Source organism: Enterobacter sp. RHBSTW-00318 (genome assembly GCF_014101375.1).
In the GTDB taxonomy this organism is placed as follows: domain Bacteria; phylum Pseudomonadota; class Gammaproteobacteria; order Enterobacterales; family Enterobacteriaceae; genus Enterobacter; species Enterobacter ludwigii.
Genome location: NZ_JABXQH010000001.1, coordinates 3,490,887 through 3,505,862 on the forward strand (window position 1 = coordinate 3,490,887; position 14,976 = coordinate 3,505,862).

A 14,976-nucleotide genomic window follows, 5' to 3' on the forward strand; every position below is an offset into this window, starting at 1 on the left:
ACCATGAAACTATTCGCCCAGGACTCACATCTCGATCTCTCACATCCGCATGTGATGGGTATCCTGAATGTCACGCCTGACTCCTTCTCTGACGGCGGCACGCATAACACGCTTATCGAGGCTGTGAAGCACGCAAATTTGATGATTAACGCGGGCGCCACCATCATTGACGTAGGTGGGGAATCGACGCGCCCTGGGGCGGCAGACGTTTCGGTGGAAGAAGAACTGGCGCGCGTGGTGCCTGTGGTTGAAGCTATCGCACAGCGGTTCGAAGTGTGGATCTCCGTCGATACGTCTAAACCTGAAGTGATCCGTGAAGTCGCGAGAGTGGGTGCTCACATCATCAATGATATTCGCTCGCTGACGGAGCCTGGCGCACTGGAGGCGGCCGCGGAGACCGGGCTACCGGTTTGCCTGATGCACATGCAAGGACAGCCGAAAACCATGCAGGAAGCGCCAAAGTATGACGATGTTTATGCCGACGTAAATTGCTTCTTTATTGAGCATATTGCACGTTGTGAACGTGCGGGTATCGCAAAAGAGAAATTGCTGCTCGACCCGGGGTTCGGTTTCGGTAAAAATCTCTCTCACAATTATGAGCTGCTTGCGCGCTTATCGGAATTCCATCATTTCGACCTGCCATTGCTGGTTGGTATGTCGAGAAAGTCGATGATTGGTCAGTTACTGAATGTAGGGCCGAGCGAACGTCTGAGCGGAAGCCTGGCCTGCGCTGTAATTGCGGCGATGCAGGGCGCGCACATTATTCGTGTCCATGACGTTAAAGAAACAGTAGAAGCCATGCGTGTAGTGGAAGCTACACTGGCAGCGAAGGAAAACAAACGCTATGAGTAATCGTAAATATTTTGGTACCGATGGTATTCGTGGGCGCGTGGGTGATGCGCCAATCACCCCTGATTTTGTACTGAAACTGGGCTGGGCAGCGGGTAAAGTCCTTGCGCGTCATGGCTCCCGTAAAATCATCATTGGTAAAGATACCCGTATCTCCGGGTATATGCTGGAGTCAGCGCTGGAGGCCGGTCTGGCTGCCGCGGGGCTTTCCGCTTCCTTCACTGGCCCAATGCCAACGCCTGCTGTGGCATATCTGACGCGTACTTTCCGTGCTGAAGCAGGGATTGTGATTTCGGCCTCGCATAACCCGTTTTATGACAACGGCATTAAATTCTTCTCCATCGACGGCACTAAGCTGCCGGATGAAGTGGAAGAGGCGATCGAAGCGGAGATGGAAAAAGAGATCACCTGTGTCGACTCCGCCGAGCTGGGTAAAGCGAACCGCATTGTCGATGCCGCGGGTCGTTACATCGAATTCTGCAAAGGTACTTTCCCGAATGAACTGAGCCTGGCCCATCTTAAAATTGTGGTGGACTGCGCCAACGGTGCGACCTATCACATTGCGCCGAATGTTTTCCGCGAACTGGGTGCGAACGTGATTACCATCGGCTGTGAGCCTGATGGCCTGAATATTAACGAACAGGTGGGTGCGACTGACGTTCGTGCTCTGCAGGCGCGCGTTCTGGCGGAAAAAGCCGATCTGGGCATCGCACTGGATGGCGACGGCGATCGCGTGATCATGGTCGATCACGAAGGTAATAAGGTCGACGGCGACCAGATCCTCTATATCATTGCGCGTGAAGGTCTGCGTCAGGGCCAGTTGCGCGGCGGTGCAGTAGGCACGCTGATGAGCAACATGGGTCTGGAGCTGGCGCTGAAACAGCTGGGTATTCCGTTTGTCCGTGCAAAAGTGGGCGACCGCTATGTGCTGGAAAAACTGCAGGAAAAAGGCTGGCGCATCGGGGCTGAAAACTCAGGCCACGTGATCCTGCTGGATAAAACCACCACCGGAGACGGTATCGTCGCTGCGCTGCAGGTTGTTGCCGCCATGGCGCGCAACCATATGAGCCTGCACGATCTCTGCAGCGGCATGAAAATGTTCCCGCAGATCCTGGTGAATGTGCGTTTCACCGCCGGTAAAGGCGACCCGCTGGAAAATGAAAATGTGAAAGCGGTGATGGCTGACGTTGAAGCCGCGCTGGGCAACCGTGGGCGTGTGCTGCTGCGTAAGTCTGGAACTGAACCGCTGATCCGCGTAATGGTGGAAGGCGAAGACGAGGCGCAGGTGAATGAATTTGCGCACCGTATTGCGGATGCCGTAAAAGCTGCATAGTTTTTCACGTTAAGTGATTAAAAAGGCGGCGCTTGCCGCCTTTGTTTTGAGCAATTGATGGCTTTTTGCTGTTTTTTTCCGCAGTTGATACAATGCGTCAAAATTGCCCTTGCGAAGCACATTCGCTTTGGTTAGTATTCACACCCGCTTCAGTGGGAAACAAAAATCCTGCTAATTGGTCGAAGCATTGGTATGCGGCAAATCCGCAAGGAACAGGTTGATTATGTACGAAGCTCTTTTAGTTATTTTCCTTATTGTAGCCATCGCTCTCGTAGCGCTGATCATGCTGCAGCAAGGTAAAGGCGCTGATATGGGAGCCTCCTTCGGAGCAGGCGCTTCCGGTACGCTGTTCGGTTCAAGTGGTTCTGCGAACTTCATGACCCGCACAACGGCGATTCTGGCTACGCTGTTCTTCATCATCAGTCTGGCGCTTGGCAATATCAACAGCAACAAGACCAGCAAAGGAAGCGAGTGGGAAAATCTGAGCGCGCCAGCGAAAACTGAGCAGACTCAGCCAGCTGCACCGGCTAAGCCGACCAGCGATATCCCGCACTAAGTATTCAGTACCGAGGTGGTGGAATTGGTAGACACGCTACCTTGAGGTGGTAGTGCCCTAACGGGCTTGTGGGTTCGAGTCCCATCCTCGGTACCAATATTCCAGAAGAAAGACGTCGAAAGACGTCTTTTTTTTCGTCTGTAGATTTCGTCTGTAGAAGGAGCGTTTTCGTCGGCGGGTACGTTCGTGCCAGCGGGACCGGTTCTGCAGCGATCGTAAAAAAGGCGCCCACTGGGCGCCTTTTGCATTTCTGCGTAAGCCTTACTTCTTAACGCTGTGCTCCAGGTTTTCAACCTGCGGCAGGCCATTACCGGCGCTTGCGGAGAGCAGGCCATTCTCAACGTAGTTGAACAGCTTCTCACGGGTATCGGTGATGTCCAGGTTACGCATAGTCAGCTGGCCAATACGATCGTCCGGAGAGAACACGGATTCACCTTTCTCCATGGTCAGACGTTCTGCTTTATAAGTCAGGTTGTCGGACACGGTGTTCAGAATCGAGTAGTCATTCCCGCGACGCAGCTCCAGCGTCACTTCGCCGGTGATCGCGCTTGCCACCCAACGTTGCAGTGCATCGCGCAGCATCAGGGCCTGTGGGTCGAACCAACGGCCCTGGTACAGCAGTTTACCGAGCTGACGACCATGAGAGTGATACTGCTCGATGGTGTCTTCGTTGTGAATACCGGTCAGCAGACGCTCATAAGCGATGTGCAGCAGCGCCATCCCAGGGGCTTCATAGATGCCACGGCTTTTTGCTTCAATAATACGGTTCTCAATTTGATCGCTCATGCCCAGACCGTGACGGCCACCGATACGGTTAGCTTCCAGCATCAGTTCCACATCGTCAGAGAAGGTCTTGCCGTTCAGGGCAACCGGATGGCCGCGCTCGAAACGAACGGTGACTTCTTCCGCCTGGATTTTGACGTTTTCGTCCCAGAACTTCACACCCATGATCGGGTTAACGATCTTCACGCTGGAGTTCAGGAATTCCAGGTCTTTCGCTTCGTGCGTCGCACCCAGCATATTGGAATCGGTAGAGTAGGCTTTCTCAACGGACATCTTATAGTCAAAGCCGCAGGCGATCATAAACTCGGACATTTCATGACGGCCGCCCAGCTCGTCGATAAAGTCGGTATCGAGCCACGGTTTATAAATCTGCAGCTCGGCGTTGGTCAGCAGGCCATAACGATAGAAACGTTCGATATCGTTTCCTTTATACGTACTGCCATCACCCCAGATGTTTACGCCATCTTCTTTCATGGCGGCAACCAGCATGGTACCGGTCACTGCACGGCCCAGCGGGGTGGTATTGAAATAGGTCAGGCCGCCGGTGGTATTATGGAAAGCACCACACTGAATAGCAGCAATACCTTCAGCGACCAGTTGCTTACGGCAGTCAATCAGTCGCGCGTTCTCTGCGCCATACTCTTTTGCACGACGAGGGATTGCATCATAATCGTCCTCATCCGGCTGACCCAGGTTCGCAGTATATGCATACGGAACCGCTCCCTTCTGGCGCATCCACAGCAGTGCAGCGCTGGTATCCAGGCCGCCTGAAAAAGCGATGCCAATACGTTGTCCTACCGGAAGATGCTTGAGAATCGTCGTCATAAAATAAAACCCTGCTTGATTGACTGATTAAGAGACCGCTTTCGCTCTCGATGCATGTTTATGCAAAATAAGTGAGTATTCATTTAATCATCTTTTGTCGATGACCGGAAGAGACTCGTGCGTTTTTTGTAAAATTTTCCCTTTGTTTGACCTGGCGGAAACTGGCTTGACAGGTGGGGTTCACTATCAATATACTAAACGCCGATTTTACGTCCCGTCTTCGGTACCAAATCCCAGCATTATTTGCAAATTCTCTCCAAAACGCGTAGAATTTGCCACGTTTCAGGCGCGGGGTGGAGCAGCTTGGTAGCTCGTCGGGCTCATAACCCGAAGGTCGTCGGTTCAAATCCGGCCCCCGCAACCACTTTCCCATAAAGTTCTTTTTCAAATATACTGTGAAGACTTAGAGCCTTCGTAGCTGGATTTGAAAAAATTCTTTCGGAGAGTGCTCCAGGCCGCAGTTGCGGCTATAGGGTTCAGTTATCTAAAGCCCCGATTTATCGGGGTTTTTTGTTATCTGACTACAGAATAACTGGGCTTTACGCCCTTTTTTTATGTCTTGGGGGTGGGCTTGTCCACATTAGAGCAAAAATTAACAGAGATGATTACTGCACCGGTCGAAGCACTGGGCTACGAACTGGTCGGCATCGAATTCGTTCGCGGCCGTACATCGACGCTGCGCATCTATATTGATAGTGAAGATGGCATCAATGTTGATGATTGTGCTGATGTTAGCCACCAGGTGAGTGCGGTTCTTGATGTTGAAGACCCGATTACCGTTGCGTACAACCTGGAAGTTTCCTCACCCGGCCTCGATCGCCCGATGTTCACGGCCGAGCACTATGTGCGCTTTACCGGTGAAGAAGTGGCTCTCGTTCTGCGTATGGCCGTACAGAACCGCCGTAAATGGCAGGGAATTATCAAAGCCGTTGATGGTGAAATGATCACGGTTACAGTCGAAGGCAAAGATGAAGTGTTCGCGCTGAGTAATATCCAGAAGGCGAACCTGGTTCCCCACTTTTAACAGTCTGGATTGAGGTGAAAAGCCCGCGATGAACAAAGAAATTTTGGCTGTTGTTGAAGCCGTCTCCAACGAGAAATCACTGCCGCGTGAGAAGATTTTCGAAGCGCTGGAAAGTGCACTGGCTACAGCAACCAAGAAAAAATACGAACAAGAGATCGATGTTCGCGTAGAAATCGATCGTAAAAGCGGTGACTTCGATACATTCCGTCGTTGGGTAATCGTTGAAGAGGTGACCCAGCCGACGAAAGAGATCACCCTGGAAGCGGCGCGTTTTGAAGACGAAAGCCTGAACGTGGGTGACTATGTTGAAGACCAGATTGAATCTGTCACCTTCGACCGTATCACCACGCAAACCGCAAAACAGGTTATCGTCCAGAAAGTCCGTGAAGCTGAGCGCGCGCTGGTTGTCGATCAGTTCCGCGATCAGGAAGGTGAGATCATTACCGGCGTGGTGAAGAAAGTAAACCGCGACAACATCTCTCTGGAAATCAAATCTGAAGGGCTGCCAGGTAACGCTGAAGCCGTTATCCTGCGTGAAGACATGCTGCCGCGTGAAAACTTCCGCCCGGGTGACCGTATTCGTGGCGTTCTGTATGCCGTACGCCCTGAAGCGCGTGGTGCACAGCTGTTTGTGACCCGTTCCAAGCCAGAGATGCTGATTGAACTGTTCCGTATCGAAGTACCGGAAATCGGCGAAGAAGTTATCGAAATTAAAGCGGCTGCCCGCGATCCGGGTTCACGCGCGAAAATCGCGGTGAAAACCAACGACAAGCGTATCGACCCGGTCGGTGCTTGCGTAGGTATGCGCGGTGCGCGTGTTCAGGCGGTTTCTACCGAACTGGGCGGCGAGCGTATCGATATCGTCCTGTGGGACGACAACCCGGCGCAATTCGTGATTAACGCAATGGCTCCGGCGGATGTGGCGTCTATCGTTGTTGACGAAGACAAACACACCATGGATATCGCTGTTGAAGCGGGCAACCTGGCGCAGGCAATCGGCCGTAACGGTCAGAACGTACGCCTGGCGTCACAGCTGAGCGGCTGGGAACTCAACGTAATGACCGTTGATGACCTGCAGGCTAAGCATCAGGCTGAAGCCCATGCGGCGATCGATACCTTCACGAAATACCTGGATATTGACGAAGATTTCGCCACTGTTCTGGTTGAAGAAGGTTTCTCTACCCTTGAAGAACTGGCCTATGTGCCAATGAAAGAGCTGCTGGAAATCGACGGTCTTGATGAAGCCACCGTTGAAGCCCTGCGTGAACGCGCTAAAAACGCACTGACCACCCTGGCACTGGCTCAGGAAGAAAGCCTTGGCGATAAGAAGCCGGCTGATGACCTGCTGAATCTGGAAGGTCTTGATCGTGCGATTGCGTTCAAGCTGGCTGCCCGTGGTGTTTGTACGCTGGAAGATCTCGCTGAGCAAGGCGTTGATGACCTGGCCGATATCGAAGGTTTAACCGACGAGAAAGCCGGCGAACTCATCATGGCCGCACGTAATATTTGCTGGTTCGGCGACGAAGCGTAATAAACTGTAGCAGGAAGGAACAGCATGACTGATGTAACTGTAAAATCGCTGGCTGCCGAGATTCAGACCTCCGTGGACCGCCTGGTACAGCAATTTGCTGATGCAGGGATCCCGAAGTCCGCTGATGACTCGGTGAACGCGCAAGAAAAACAAACCTTGTTAGCGCACCTGAACCGTGAACACGGTTCGACGCCTGACAAGCTGACGCTGCAGCGCAAAACGCGTAGCACGTTGAATATCCCTGGTACCGGTGGTAAAAGCAAATCGGTACAAATTGAAGTCCGCAAGACACGCACCTTTGTAAAACGTGATCCGCAAGAGGCAGAACGCCTTGCTGCGGAAGAGCAGGCACAGCGTGAAGCGGAAGAACAAGCTCAGCGTGAGGCAGAAGCGACTGCCAAACGTGAAGCAGAATTAAAAGCTGAACGTGAGGCCGCAGAAAAAGCGAAACGCGACGCAAGTGATAAAGTGAAGCGTGAAGCTGCGGAAAAAGACAAAGTGAGCAATCAACAGACCGACGAAATGACAAAAACCGCCCAGGCTGAAAAAGCCCGCCGTGAAAATGAAGCTGCCGAGCTGAAGCGTAAAGCGGAAGAAGAAGCCCGCCGCAAGCTTGAAGAAGAAGCTCGCCGTGTAGCTGAAGAAGCGCGCCGTATGGCTGAAGAAAACGAGAAGAACGGTGTGAACCCTGCTGAAGCGTCTGAAGACACCAGCGATTATCACGTCACCACTTCTCAGCATGCGCGCCAGGCAGAAGACGATAACGACCGTGAAGTTGAAGGTGGTCGTGGCCGTACTCGCAGCACCAAAGCTGCTCGCCCAGCCAAAAAAGGCAACAAGCACGCTGAATCTAAAGCTGACCGTGAAGAAGCACGTGCAGCGATCCGCGGTGGTAAAGGCGGCAAGCGTAAAGGTTCCGCACTGCAGCAGGGCTTCCAGAAGCCAGCTCAGGCTGTTAACCGTGACGTAGTGATTGGTGAAACCATCACCGTTGGCGATCTGGCCAACAAAATGGCGGTTAAAGGTTCTCAGGTCATCAAAGCGATGATGAAACTGGGCGCAATGGCCACCATCAACCAGGTTATCGACCAGGAAACTGCGCAACTGGTAGCCGAAGAGATGGGCCACAAAGTTATCCTGCGTCGTGAAAACGAGCTGGAAGAAGCAGTAATGAGCGACCGTGACACCGGTGCAGCGGCAGAACCGCGCGCGCCTGTAGTGACCATCATGGGTCACGTTGACCACGGTAAAACCTCTCTGCTCGACTACATTCGTTCGACGAAAGTGGCCTCCGGTGAAGCGGGTGGTATTACCCAGCACATCGGTGCGTACCACGTAGAAACCGACAACGGCATGATCACCTTCCTGGATACCCCGGGCCACGCAGCGTTTACCTCTATGCGTGCTCGTGGTGCTCAGGCAACGGATATCGTTGTACTGGTTGTTGCTGCAGACGACGGCGTGATGCCACAGACCATTGAAGCTATCCAGCACGCGAAAGCGGCGCAGGTGCCTCTGGTGGTTGCAGTGAACAAGATCGATAAGCCTGAAGCTGACATGGATCGCGTTAAAAACGAACTCTCCCAGTACGGTGTTATGCCGGAAGAGTGGGGCGGTGAAGCACAGTTCATCCCAGTATCTGCGAAAGCCGGTACCGGTATCGACGACCTGCTGAACGCTATCCTGCTGCAGGCTGAAGTTCTGGAGCTGAAAGCGGTTCGTAAAGGTATGGCGAGCGGCGCGGTTATCGAATCCTTCCTGGATAAAGGTCGTGGTCCGGTTGCAACCGTTCTGGTTCGTGAAGGTACGCTGCATAAAGGCGATATCGTCCTGTGTGGTTTCGAATACGGTCGTGTTCGTGCGATGCGTAACGAACTGGGCCAGGAAGTTCTGGAAGCAGGTCCGTCCATTCCAGTGGAAATCCTGGGCCTGTCCGGTGTGCCGGCTGCGGGTGATGAAGTGACCGTCGTACGTGACGAGAAGAAAGCGCGCGAAGTTGCACTGTATCGTCAGGGCAAATTCCGTGAAGTTAAACTGGCTCGTCAGCAGAAATCTAAACTCGAGAACATGTTTGCGAACATGACCGAAGGCGAAGTTCACGAAGTGAACATCGTTCTGAAAGCCGACGTTCAGGGTTCCGTGGAAGCGATCTCCGACTCCTTGCTGAAACTGTCTACTGACGAAGTTAAAGTGAAGATCATCGGTTCTGGCGTAGGGGGTATCACCGAAACCGACGCCACCCTGGCTGCTGCATCCAATGCAATCCTGGTCGGCTTCAACGTACGTGCTGACGCGTCTGCACGTAAAGTGATTGATGCTGAAAGTCTGGATCTGCGTTACTACTCCGTCATCTATAACCTGATCGACGAAGTGAAAGCAGCGATGAGCGGCATGCTGTCTCCAGAGCTGAAACAGCAGATCATCGGTCTGGCTGAAGTGCGTGACGTGTTCAAATCACCGAAATTTGGTGCGATCGCGGGCTGTATGGTTACCGAAGGTATCATCAAACGTCACAACCCAATCCGCGTACTGCGTGACAACGTGGTTATCTACGAAGGCGAGCTGGAATCCCTGCGCCGCTTCAAAGATGACGTTAACGAAGTCCGTAACGGCATGGAATGTGGTATCGGCGTGAAGAACTACAACGACGTTCGCGTTGGCGACATGATCGAAGTGTTCGAGATCATCGAAATTCAGCGTACGATTGCTTAATCATCGATGCAGGCCGGGTAAGCAAAGCGCCACCCGGTAATAATTTTAAAAGGGGCTTTTTGCCCCTTTTTTGTCTGGAGAATTTATTATGGCGAAAGAATTTGGTCGCCCGCAGCGCGTAGCGCAAGAAATGCAGAAAGAGATCGCCCTCATCCTGCAACGTGAAATTAAAGATCCACGCGTGGGTGTGATGACCACCGTGTCCGGCGTGGAAATGTCCCGCGACCTGGCGTATGCCAAAGTGTTCGTGACCTTCCTGAACGATCAGGACGAAGCCGCGGTAAAAAACGGCATTAAAGCGCTGCAGGAAGCCTCTGGCTACATCCGCTCTCTGCTCGGCAAAGCGATGCGTCTGCGTATCGTGCCTGAGCTGACCTTCTTCTACGACAACTCTCTGGTCGAAGGTATGCGCATGTCCAACCTGGTGACCAGCGTGGTGAAACATGACGACGAACGTCGTGTTAACCCAACGGACGACAGCAAGGAGGACTAATGAGTCGTCCTCGTCGTCGCGGTCGCGACGTGCATGGTGTGCTGCTGCTGGATAAACCCCAGGGCGCTTCCAGCAACGACGTGCTGCAAAAAGTTAAGCGTATTTTTAACGCCAACCGTGCGGGCCACACGGGCGCGCTCGATCCGCTGGCGACCGGCATGTTGCCGATCTGCCTGGGGGAAGCGACAAAGTTTTCCCAGTACCTGCTGGACTCCGATAAGCGCTATCGGGTCATCGCCCGATTAGGCCAGCGCACGGACACCTCCGATGCCGATGGTCAGGTGGTAGAAGAGCGTCCGGTGACCTTCAGCGCAGAGCAACTTGATGCCGCGCTGGAAAGTTTCCGTGGCGACACGCTGCAGGTACCGTCAATGTATTCGGCGCTGAAGTACCAGGGTAAAAAACTGTACGAATATGCACGCCAGGGCATTGACGTTCCTCGTGAACCCCGTCCGATTACCGTGTACGAACTGCTCTTTATTCGTCACGAAGGCGATGAGCTGGAGCTGGAAGTTCACTGTTCGAAAGGCACCTATATTCGTACCATCATTGACGACCTGGGTGAAAAGCTGGGTTGCGGTGCGCACGTGATTTACCTGCGTCGCCTGGCTGTCAGCACGTACCCGGTTGAGCGAATGGTGACCCTTGAACATCTGCGCGAGTTGGTTGAGCAGGCGGAAGCGCAGGAGATTGCGCCGGCCGATTTGCTCGATCCGCTGCTGATGCCAATGGACAGCCCGGCGGCCGATTTCCCGGTTGTTAATCTTCCTTTAACATCCTCCGTTTACTTTAAGAACGGAAACCCGGTTCGTACCACCAGTGCTCCTTCTGAAGGTCTGGTGCGCGTGACCGAGGGGGATGAAGGTAAGTTTATCGGCATGGGTGAAATGGATAGCGAAGGGCGCGTCGCGCCGCGTCGCCTGGTCGTTGAGTATCCGGTTGAAGCCTGATAGCGATAACGGCTCGCCTTGCGATAAGCAGGGGAGACGAGTAGAATATCGCGGCTTAACGTTCGGCAAATTGTTTAACATATTGCGGGACGTATACTGGGATTGCTGAATTAGAGATCGGCATCCTTACATTCTTTATATTCTGGAGTTTGAAAATGTCTCTAAGCGTTGAAGCTAAAGCTAAAATCGTTTCTGAGTTTGGTCGTGGTACTAACGACAGCGGTTCTACCGAAGTTCAGGTTGCACTGCTGACTGCACAGATTAACCACCTGCAGGGTCACTTTGCAGAGCACAAAAAAGATCACCACAGCCGTCGTGGTCTGCTGCGTATGGTTTCTCAGCGTCGTAAACTGCTCGACTACCTGAAACGTAAAGATGTTGCACGTTACTCCGCGCTGATCGAGCGTCTGGGTCTGCGTCGCTAAGTCTTGCGAGTTTCAGAAAAGGGGGCCTGATGGCCCCTTTTTTCAACCAGACGGCAGCAATTCACTGGAAACTATTGTATTGTTGCTATAAATGATCTTCATTGCAGAGGTTCGCGCGGCTAATGAGAGGCTTCACCCATGGGGGTGTTGGTTGTCATTAGTCGCGAGGATGCGAAGAAGGTCGGGTTAAAACGTCAGCACACCGGTGGTGTGCTGTCATACATTTAAGAAAGGACAGAACTTTGCTGAATCCGATCGTTCGTAAATTCCAGTATGGTCAACACACCGTCACGCTGGAAACCGGCATGATGGCACGTCAGGCTACTGCTGCCGTTATGGTAAGCATGGATGACACTGCGGTATTCGTAACCGTAGTTGGCCAGAAAAAAGCAAAACCAGGTCAGGACTTCTTCCCACTGACCGTTAACTACCAGGAGCGTACCTACGCTGCCGGTAAAATTCCGGGTGGCTTCTTCCGTCGTGAAGGCCGTCCAAGCGAAGGCGAAACCCTGATTGCGCGTCTGATTGACCGCCCGGTTCGTCCGCTGTTCCCGGAAGGCTTCGTGAACGAAGTGCAGGTTATCGCGACCGTTGTTTCCGTTAACCCACAGGTTAACCCGGATATCGTTGCGATGATCGGTGCTTCTGCAGCCCTGTCACTGTCTGGTATTCCATTCAATGGCCCAATCGGTGCTGCACGCGTTGGTTACATCAACGACCAGTACGTGCTGAACCCAACGCAGGAAGAGCTGAAAGAAAGTAAGCTGGACCTGGTTGTTGCTGGTACTGAAGCGGCTGTGCTGATGGTTGAATCCGAAGCTGAACTGCTAAGCGAAGACCAGATGCTGGGCGCGGTGGTCTTTGGCCACGATCAGCAGCAGATCGTTATTCAGAACATCAACGATCTGGTTAAAGAAGCGGGCAAACCACGTTGGGACTGGCAGCCTGAAGCCGTCAACGACGCGCTGAATGCACGCGTTGCTGCGCTGGCTGAATCTCGTCTGAGCGATGCTTATCGCATCACCGACAAACAGGAGCGTTATGCTCAGGTTGACGTGATCAAAGACGAAACTATCGCAACGCTGATTGCTGAAGACGAAACGCTGGATGCTAACGAGCTGAGCGAAATTCTGCACGCTATCGAGAAAAACGTGGTTCGTAGCCGCGTCCTGGCGGGTGAGCCGCGTATCGATGGCCGCGAAAAAGACATGATCCGTGGTCTGGACGTGCGTACTGGCGTTCTGCCACGTACTCACGGTTCTGCACTGTTCACCCGTGGCGAAACGCAGGCGCTGGTTACCGCGACCCTAGGGACAGCACGTGACGCGCAGAACATCGACGAACTGATGGGCGAGCGTACTGACAGCTTCCTGTTCCACTACAACTTCCCTCCATACTCCGTAGGTGAAACCGGTATGGTGGGTTCGCCTAAGCGTCGTGAAATTGGTCACGGTCGTCTGGCGAAGCGTGGTGTGCTGGCAGTGATGCCGGATGCTGACAAATTCCCGTACACCGTTCGTGTGGTTTCTGAAATCACCGAATCTAACGGTTCTTCTTCCATGGCTTCCGTGTGTGGCGCATCTCTGGCGCTGATGGATGCAGGCGTGCCAATCAAAGCCGCCGTTGCGGGTATCGCAATGGGCCTGGTGAAAGAAGGCGAGAACTTTGTTGTTCTGTCTGACATTCTGGGCGACGAAGACCACCTGGGCGATATGGACTTCAAAGTTGCGGGTTCCCGCGACGGTATCTCTGCGCTGCAGATGGATATCAAAATTGAAGGCATCACCAAAGAGATCATGCAGGTTGCGCTGAACCAGGCTAAAGGTGCTCGTCTGCACATCCTGGGCGTGATGGAACAGGCGATCAACGCGCCACGTGGCGACATTTCTCAGTTCGCTCCGCGTATCCACACCATCAAGATCAATCCAGACAAGATCAAAGATGTTATCGGTAAGGGCGGTTCCGTTATCCGTGCTCTGACCGAAGAGACTGGCACCACTATCGAAATCGAAGATGACGGTACGGTGAAAATTGCAGCGACCGACGGCGAGAAAGCGAAATTCGCTATTCGTCGCATCGAAGAAATTACTGCAGAAATCGAAGTGGGCCGTATCTACAATGGTAAAGTGACCCGTATCGTTGACTTTGGCGCGTTCGTTGCCATCGGTGGCGGTAAAGAAGGTCTGGTTCACATCTCTCAAATCGCTGACAAGCGCGTTGAGAAAGTGACCGATTACCTGCAGATGGGTCAGGAAGTCCCGGTTAAAGTTCTGGAAGTTGACCGCCAGGGCCGTATCCGTCTGAGCATTAAAGAAGCAACCGAGCAGTCTCAGCCGGCTGCTGCGCCAGAAGCATCGGCAGCAGAACAGCAAGGCGAGTAAGTTGCATTTGCCCTCCGCTTCGGCGGAGGGCCTATTATCAGGCAGGACGCCTTGTTAAGCCGCCGGGGGACAGGACGTTCATCCAATAGTTGTCTTCGGGAGTGGGAAATGAAGCCTTTTTTGCGCTGGTGTTTCGTTGCGACAGCTTTAACGCTGGCAGGATGCAGCAACTCTGCCTGGCGTAAGAGCGAAGTCCTCGCAGTGCCATTGCAACCGACTTTGCAGCAGGAAGTGATTCTGGCACGCATGGAACAAATTCTTGCCAGTCGGGCTTTAACCGATGACGAACGCGCACAGCTTTTATATGAGCGCGGAGTGTTGTATGATAGTCTCGGTCTGAGGGCATTAGCGCGGAATGATTTCTCACAAGCGCTGGCAATCCGACCTGATATGCCTGAAGTATTCAATTACTTAGGCATTTATTTAACGCAGGCAGGCAATTTTGATGCTGCCTATGAAGCGTTTGATTCTGTACTTGAGCTTGATCCAACTTACAACTACGCGCACTTGAATCGCGGTATCGCCCTGTATTACGGCGGTCGTGATAAGTTAGCGCAAGATGATCTGCTGGCGTTTTATCAAGACGATCCTAATGATCCTTTCCGCAGTCTGTGGTTATACATCGTTGAGCAGAAGCTCGATGAGAAGCAGGCAAAAGAAGCACTGAAACAGCGCTTCGATAAATCGGATAAGGAACAGTGGGGATGGAACATTGTCGAGTTCTACCTGGGCAACATTAGCGAAGCAACGCTGATGGAACGCCTCAAGGCGGACGCAACGGATAACACCTCGCTCGCTGAGCATCTCAGTGAAACCAACTTCTATTTAGGTAAGTACTACCTAAGTCTGGGGGATAAGGACAGCGCTACGGCACTGTTCAAATTAGCGGTTGCTAACAACGTACACAACTTCGTTGAGCACCGTTATGCATTGTTGGAATTATCGCTCTTGGGCCAGGAGCAAGACGACCTGGCAGAATCGGACCAGCAATAGCTGACGACATAAACATCAGCCCGTAATCTTTTGATTGCCATCACCTTAACTGGTGAGGGCGTTGTTGTTCGTCAATACATCTACTTTGAGCCGGTTCACACTTTTCAATGAAAATTGCTAA

At 52.8% G+C, this 14,976-nt stretch carries 12 protein-coding genes and 2 tRNA genes; 13 read left to right on the forward strand and 1 reads right to left on the reverse strand.

What is annotated here, in order from left to right:
• Window positions 1–3: 3 nt before the first annotated feature.
• The 4 genes from folP to HV157_RS17295 all read left to right on the forward strand — a co-directional run bounded on the left by folP (window position 4) and on the right by HV157_RS17295 (window position 2,834).
• On the forward strand, window positions 4–852 hold the full coding sequence (gene folP / locus HV157_RS17280; RefSeq protein ID WP_040018747.1) for a dihydropteroate synthase: 849 nt from the start codon (window positions 4–6) through the stop codon (window positions 850–852).
• Window positions 845–2,182 (forward strand): phosphoglucosamine mutase, encoded by a 1,338-nt coding sequence (glmM, locus tag HV157_RS17285; RefSeq protein WP_014171789.1) that lies wholly within the window; start codon window positions 845–847, stop codon window positions 2,180–2,182. Before folP ends, glmM begins: the two co-directional genes overlap by 8 nt.
• 223 nt (window positions 2,183–2,405) lie before the next feature.
• The gene (gene secG / locus HV157_RS17290; RefSeq protein WP_020883537.1) at window positions 2,406–2,738 is read left to right on the forward strand and encodes a preprotein translocase subunit SecG; all 333 of its coding nucleotides are present in this window, start codon (window positions 2,406–2,408) and stop codon (window positions 2,736–2,738) included.
• Window positions 2,739–2,747: 9 nt separating this feature from the next.
• Window positions 2,748–2,834 (forward strand) — tRNA-Leu (locus HV157_RS17295).
• A gap of 165 nt (window positions 2,835–2,999) precedes the next feature.
• Here the strand turns inward: HV157_RS17295 and argG are convergent.
• Window positions 3,000–4,346, reverse strand: a complete 1,347-nt coding sequence (gene argG, locus HV157_RS17300) for an argininosuccinate synthase (protein ID WP_020883538.1) — start codon at window positions 4,344–4,346, stop codon at window positions 3,000–3,002.
• A gap of 287 nt (window positions 4,347–4,633) precedes the next feature.
• Here argG and HV157_RS17305 point away from each other — a divergent pair.
• From HV157_RS17305 to nlpI, 9 genes are all read left to right on the forward strand, one after another.
• Window positions 4,634–4,710 (forward strand) — tRNA-Met (locus tag HV157_RS17305).
• 207 nt (window positions 4,711–4,917) lie between these two features.
• On the forward strand, window positions 4,918–5,370 hold the full coding sequence (gene rimP / locus HV157_RS17310; protein WP_014833432.1) for a ribosome maturation factor RimP: 453 nt from the start codon (window positions 4,918–4,920) through the stop codon (window positions 5,368–5,370).
• Between the two features lie 28 nt (window positions 5,371–5,398).
• The gene (nusA, locus tag HV157_RS17315) at window positions 5,399–6,901 is read left to right on the forward strand and encodes a transcription termination factor NusA (RefSeq protein WP_014171785.1); all 1,503 of its coding nucleotides are present in this window, start codon (window positions 5,399–5,401) and stop codon (window positions 6,899–6,901) included.
• A 24-nt stretch (window positions 6,902–6,925) separates the two neighbouring features.
• Entirely contained in the window at window positions 6,926–9,613 is a 2,688-nt protein-coding gene (gene infB / locus HV157_RS17320; protein ID WP_014171784.1) for a translation initiation factor IF-2, read from the forward strand.
• 88 nt (window positions 9,614–9,701) lie between these two features.
• Window positions 9,702–10,106, forward strand: a complete 405-nt coding sequence (gene rbfA / locus HV157_RS17325) for a 30S ribosome-binding factor RbfA (protein WP_014171783.1) — start codon at window positions 9,702–9,704, stop codon at window positions 10,104–10,106.
• Window positions 10,106–11,056, forward strand: a complete 951-nt coding sequence (gene truB, locus HV157_RS17330) for a tRNA pseudouridine(55) synthase TruB (protein ID WP_040018749.1) — start codon at window positions 10,106–10,108, stop codon at window positions 11,054–11,056. Before rbfA ends, truB begins: the two co-directional genes overlap by 1 nt.
• 155 nt (window positions 11,057–11,211) lie before the next feature.
• Window positions 11,212–11,481, forward strand: a complete 270-nt coding sequence (rpsO, locus tag HV157_RS17335) for a 30S ribosomal protein S15 (RefSeq protein WP_013098914.1) — start codon at window positions 11,212–11,214, stop codon at window positions 11,479–11,481.
• A gap of 242 nt (window positions 11,482–11,723) precedes the next feature.
• Window positions 11,724–13,862, forward strand: a complete 2,139-nt coding sequence (gene pnp / locus HV157_RS17340) for a polyribonucleotide nucleotidyltransferase (RefSeq protein WP_014171780.1) — start codon at window positions 11,724–11,726, stop codon at window positions 13,860–13,862.
• 108 nt (window positions 13,863–13,970) lie between these two features.
• A complete protein-coding gene (gene nlpI, locus HV157_RS17345; RefSeq protein ID WP_013098912.1) occupies window positions 13,971–14,855 on the forward strand; it encodes a lipoprotein NlpI in 885 nt (294 codons plus the stop codon).
• Window positions 14,856–14,976: the final 121 nt, after the last annotated feature.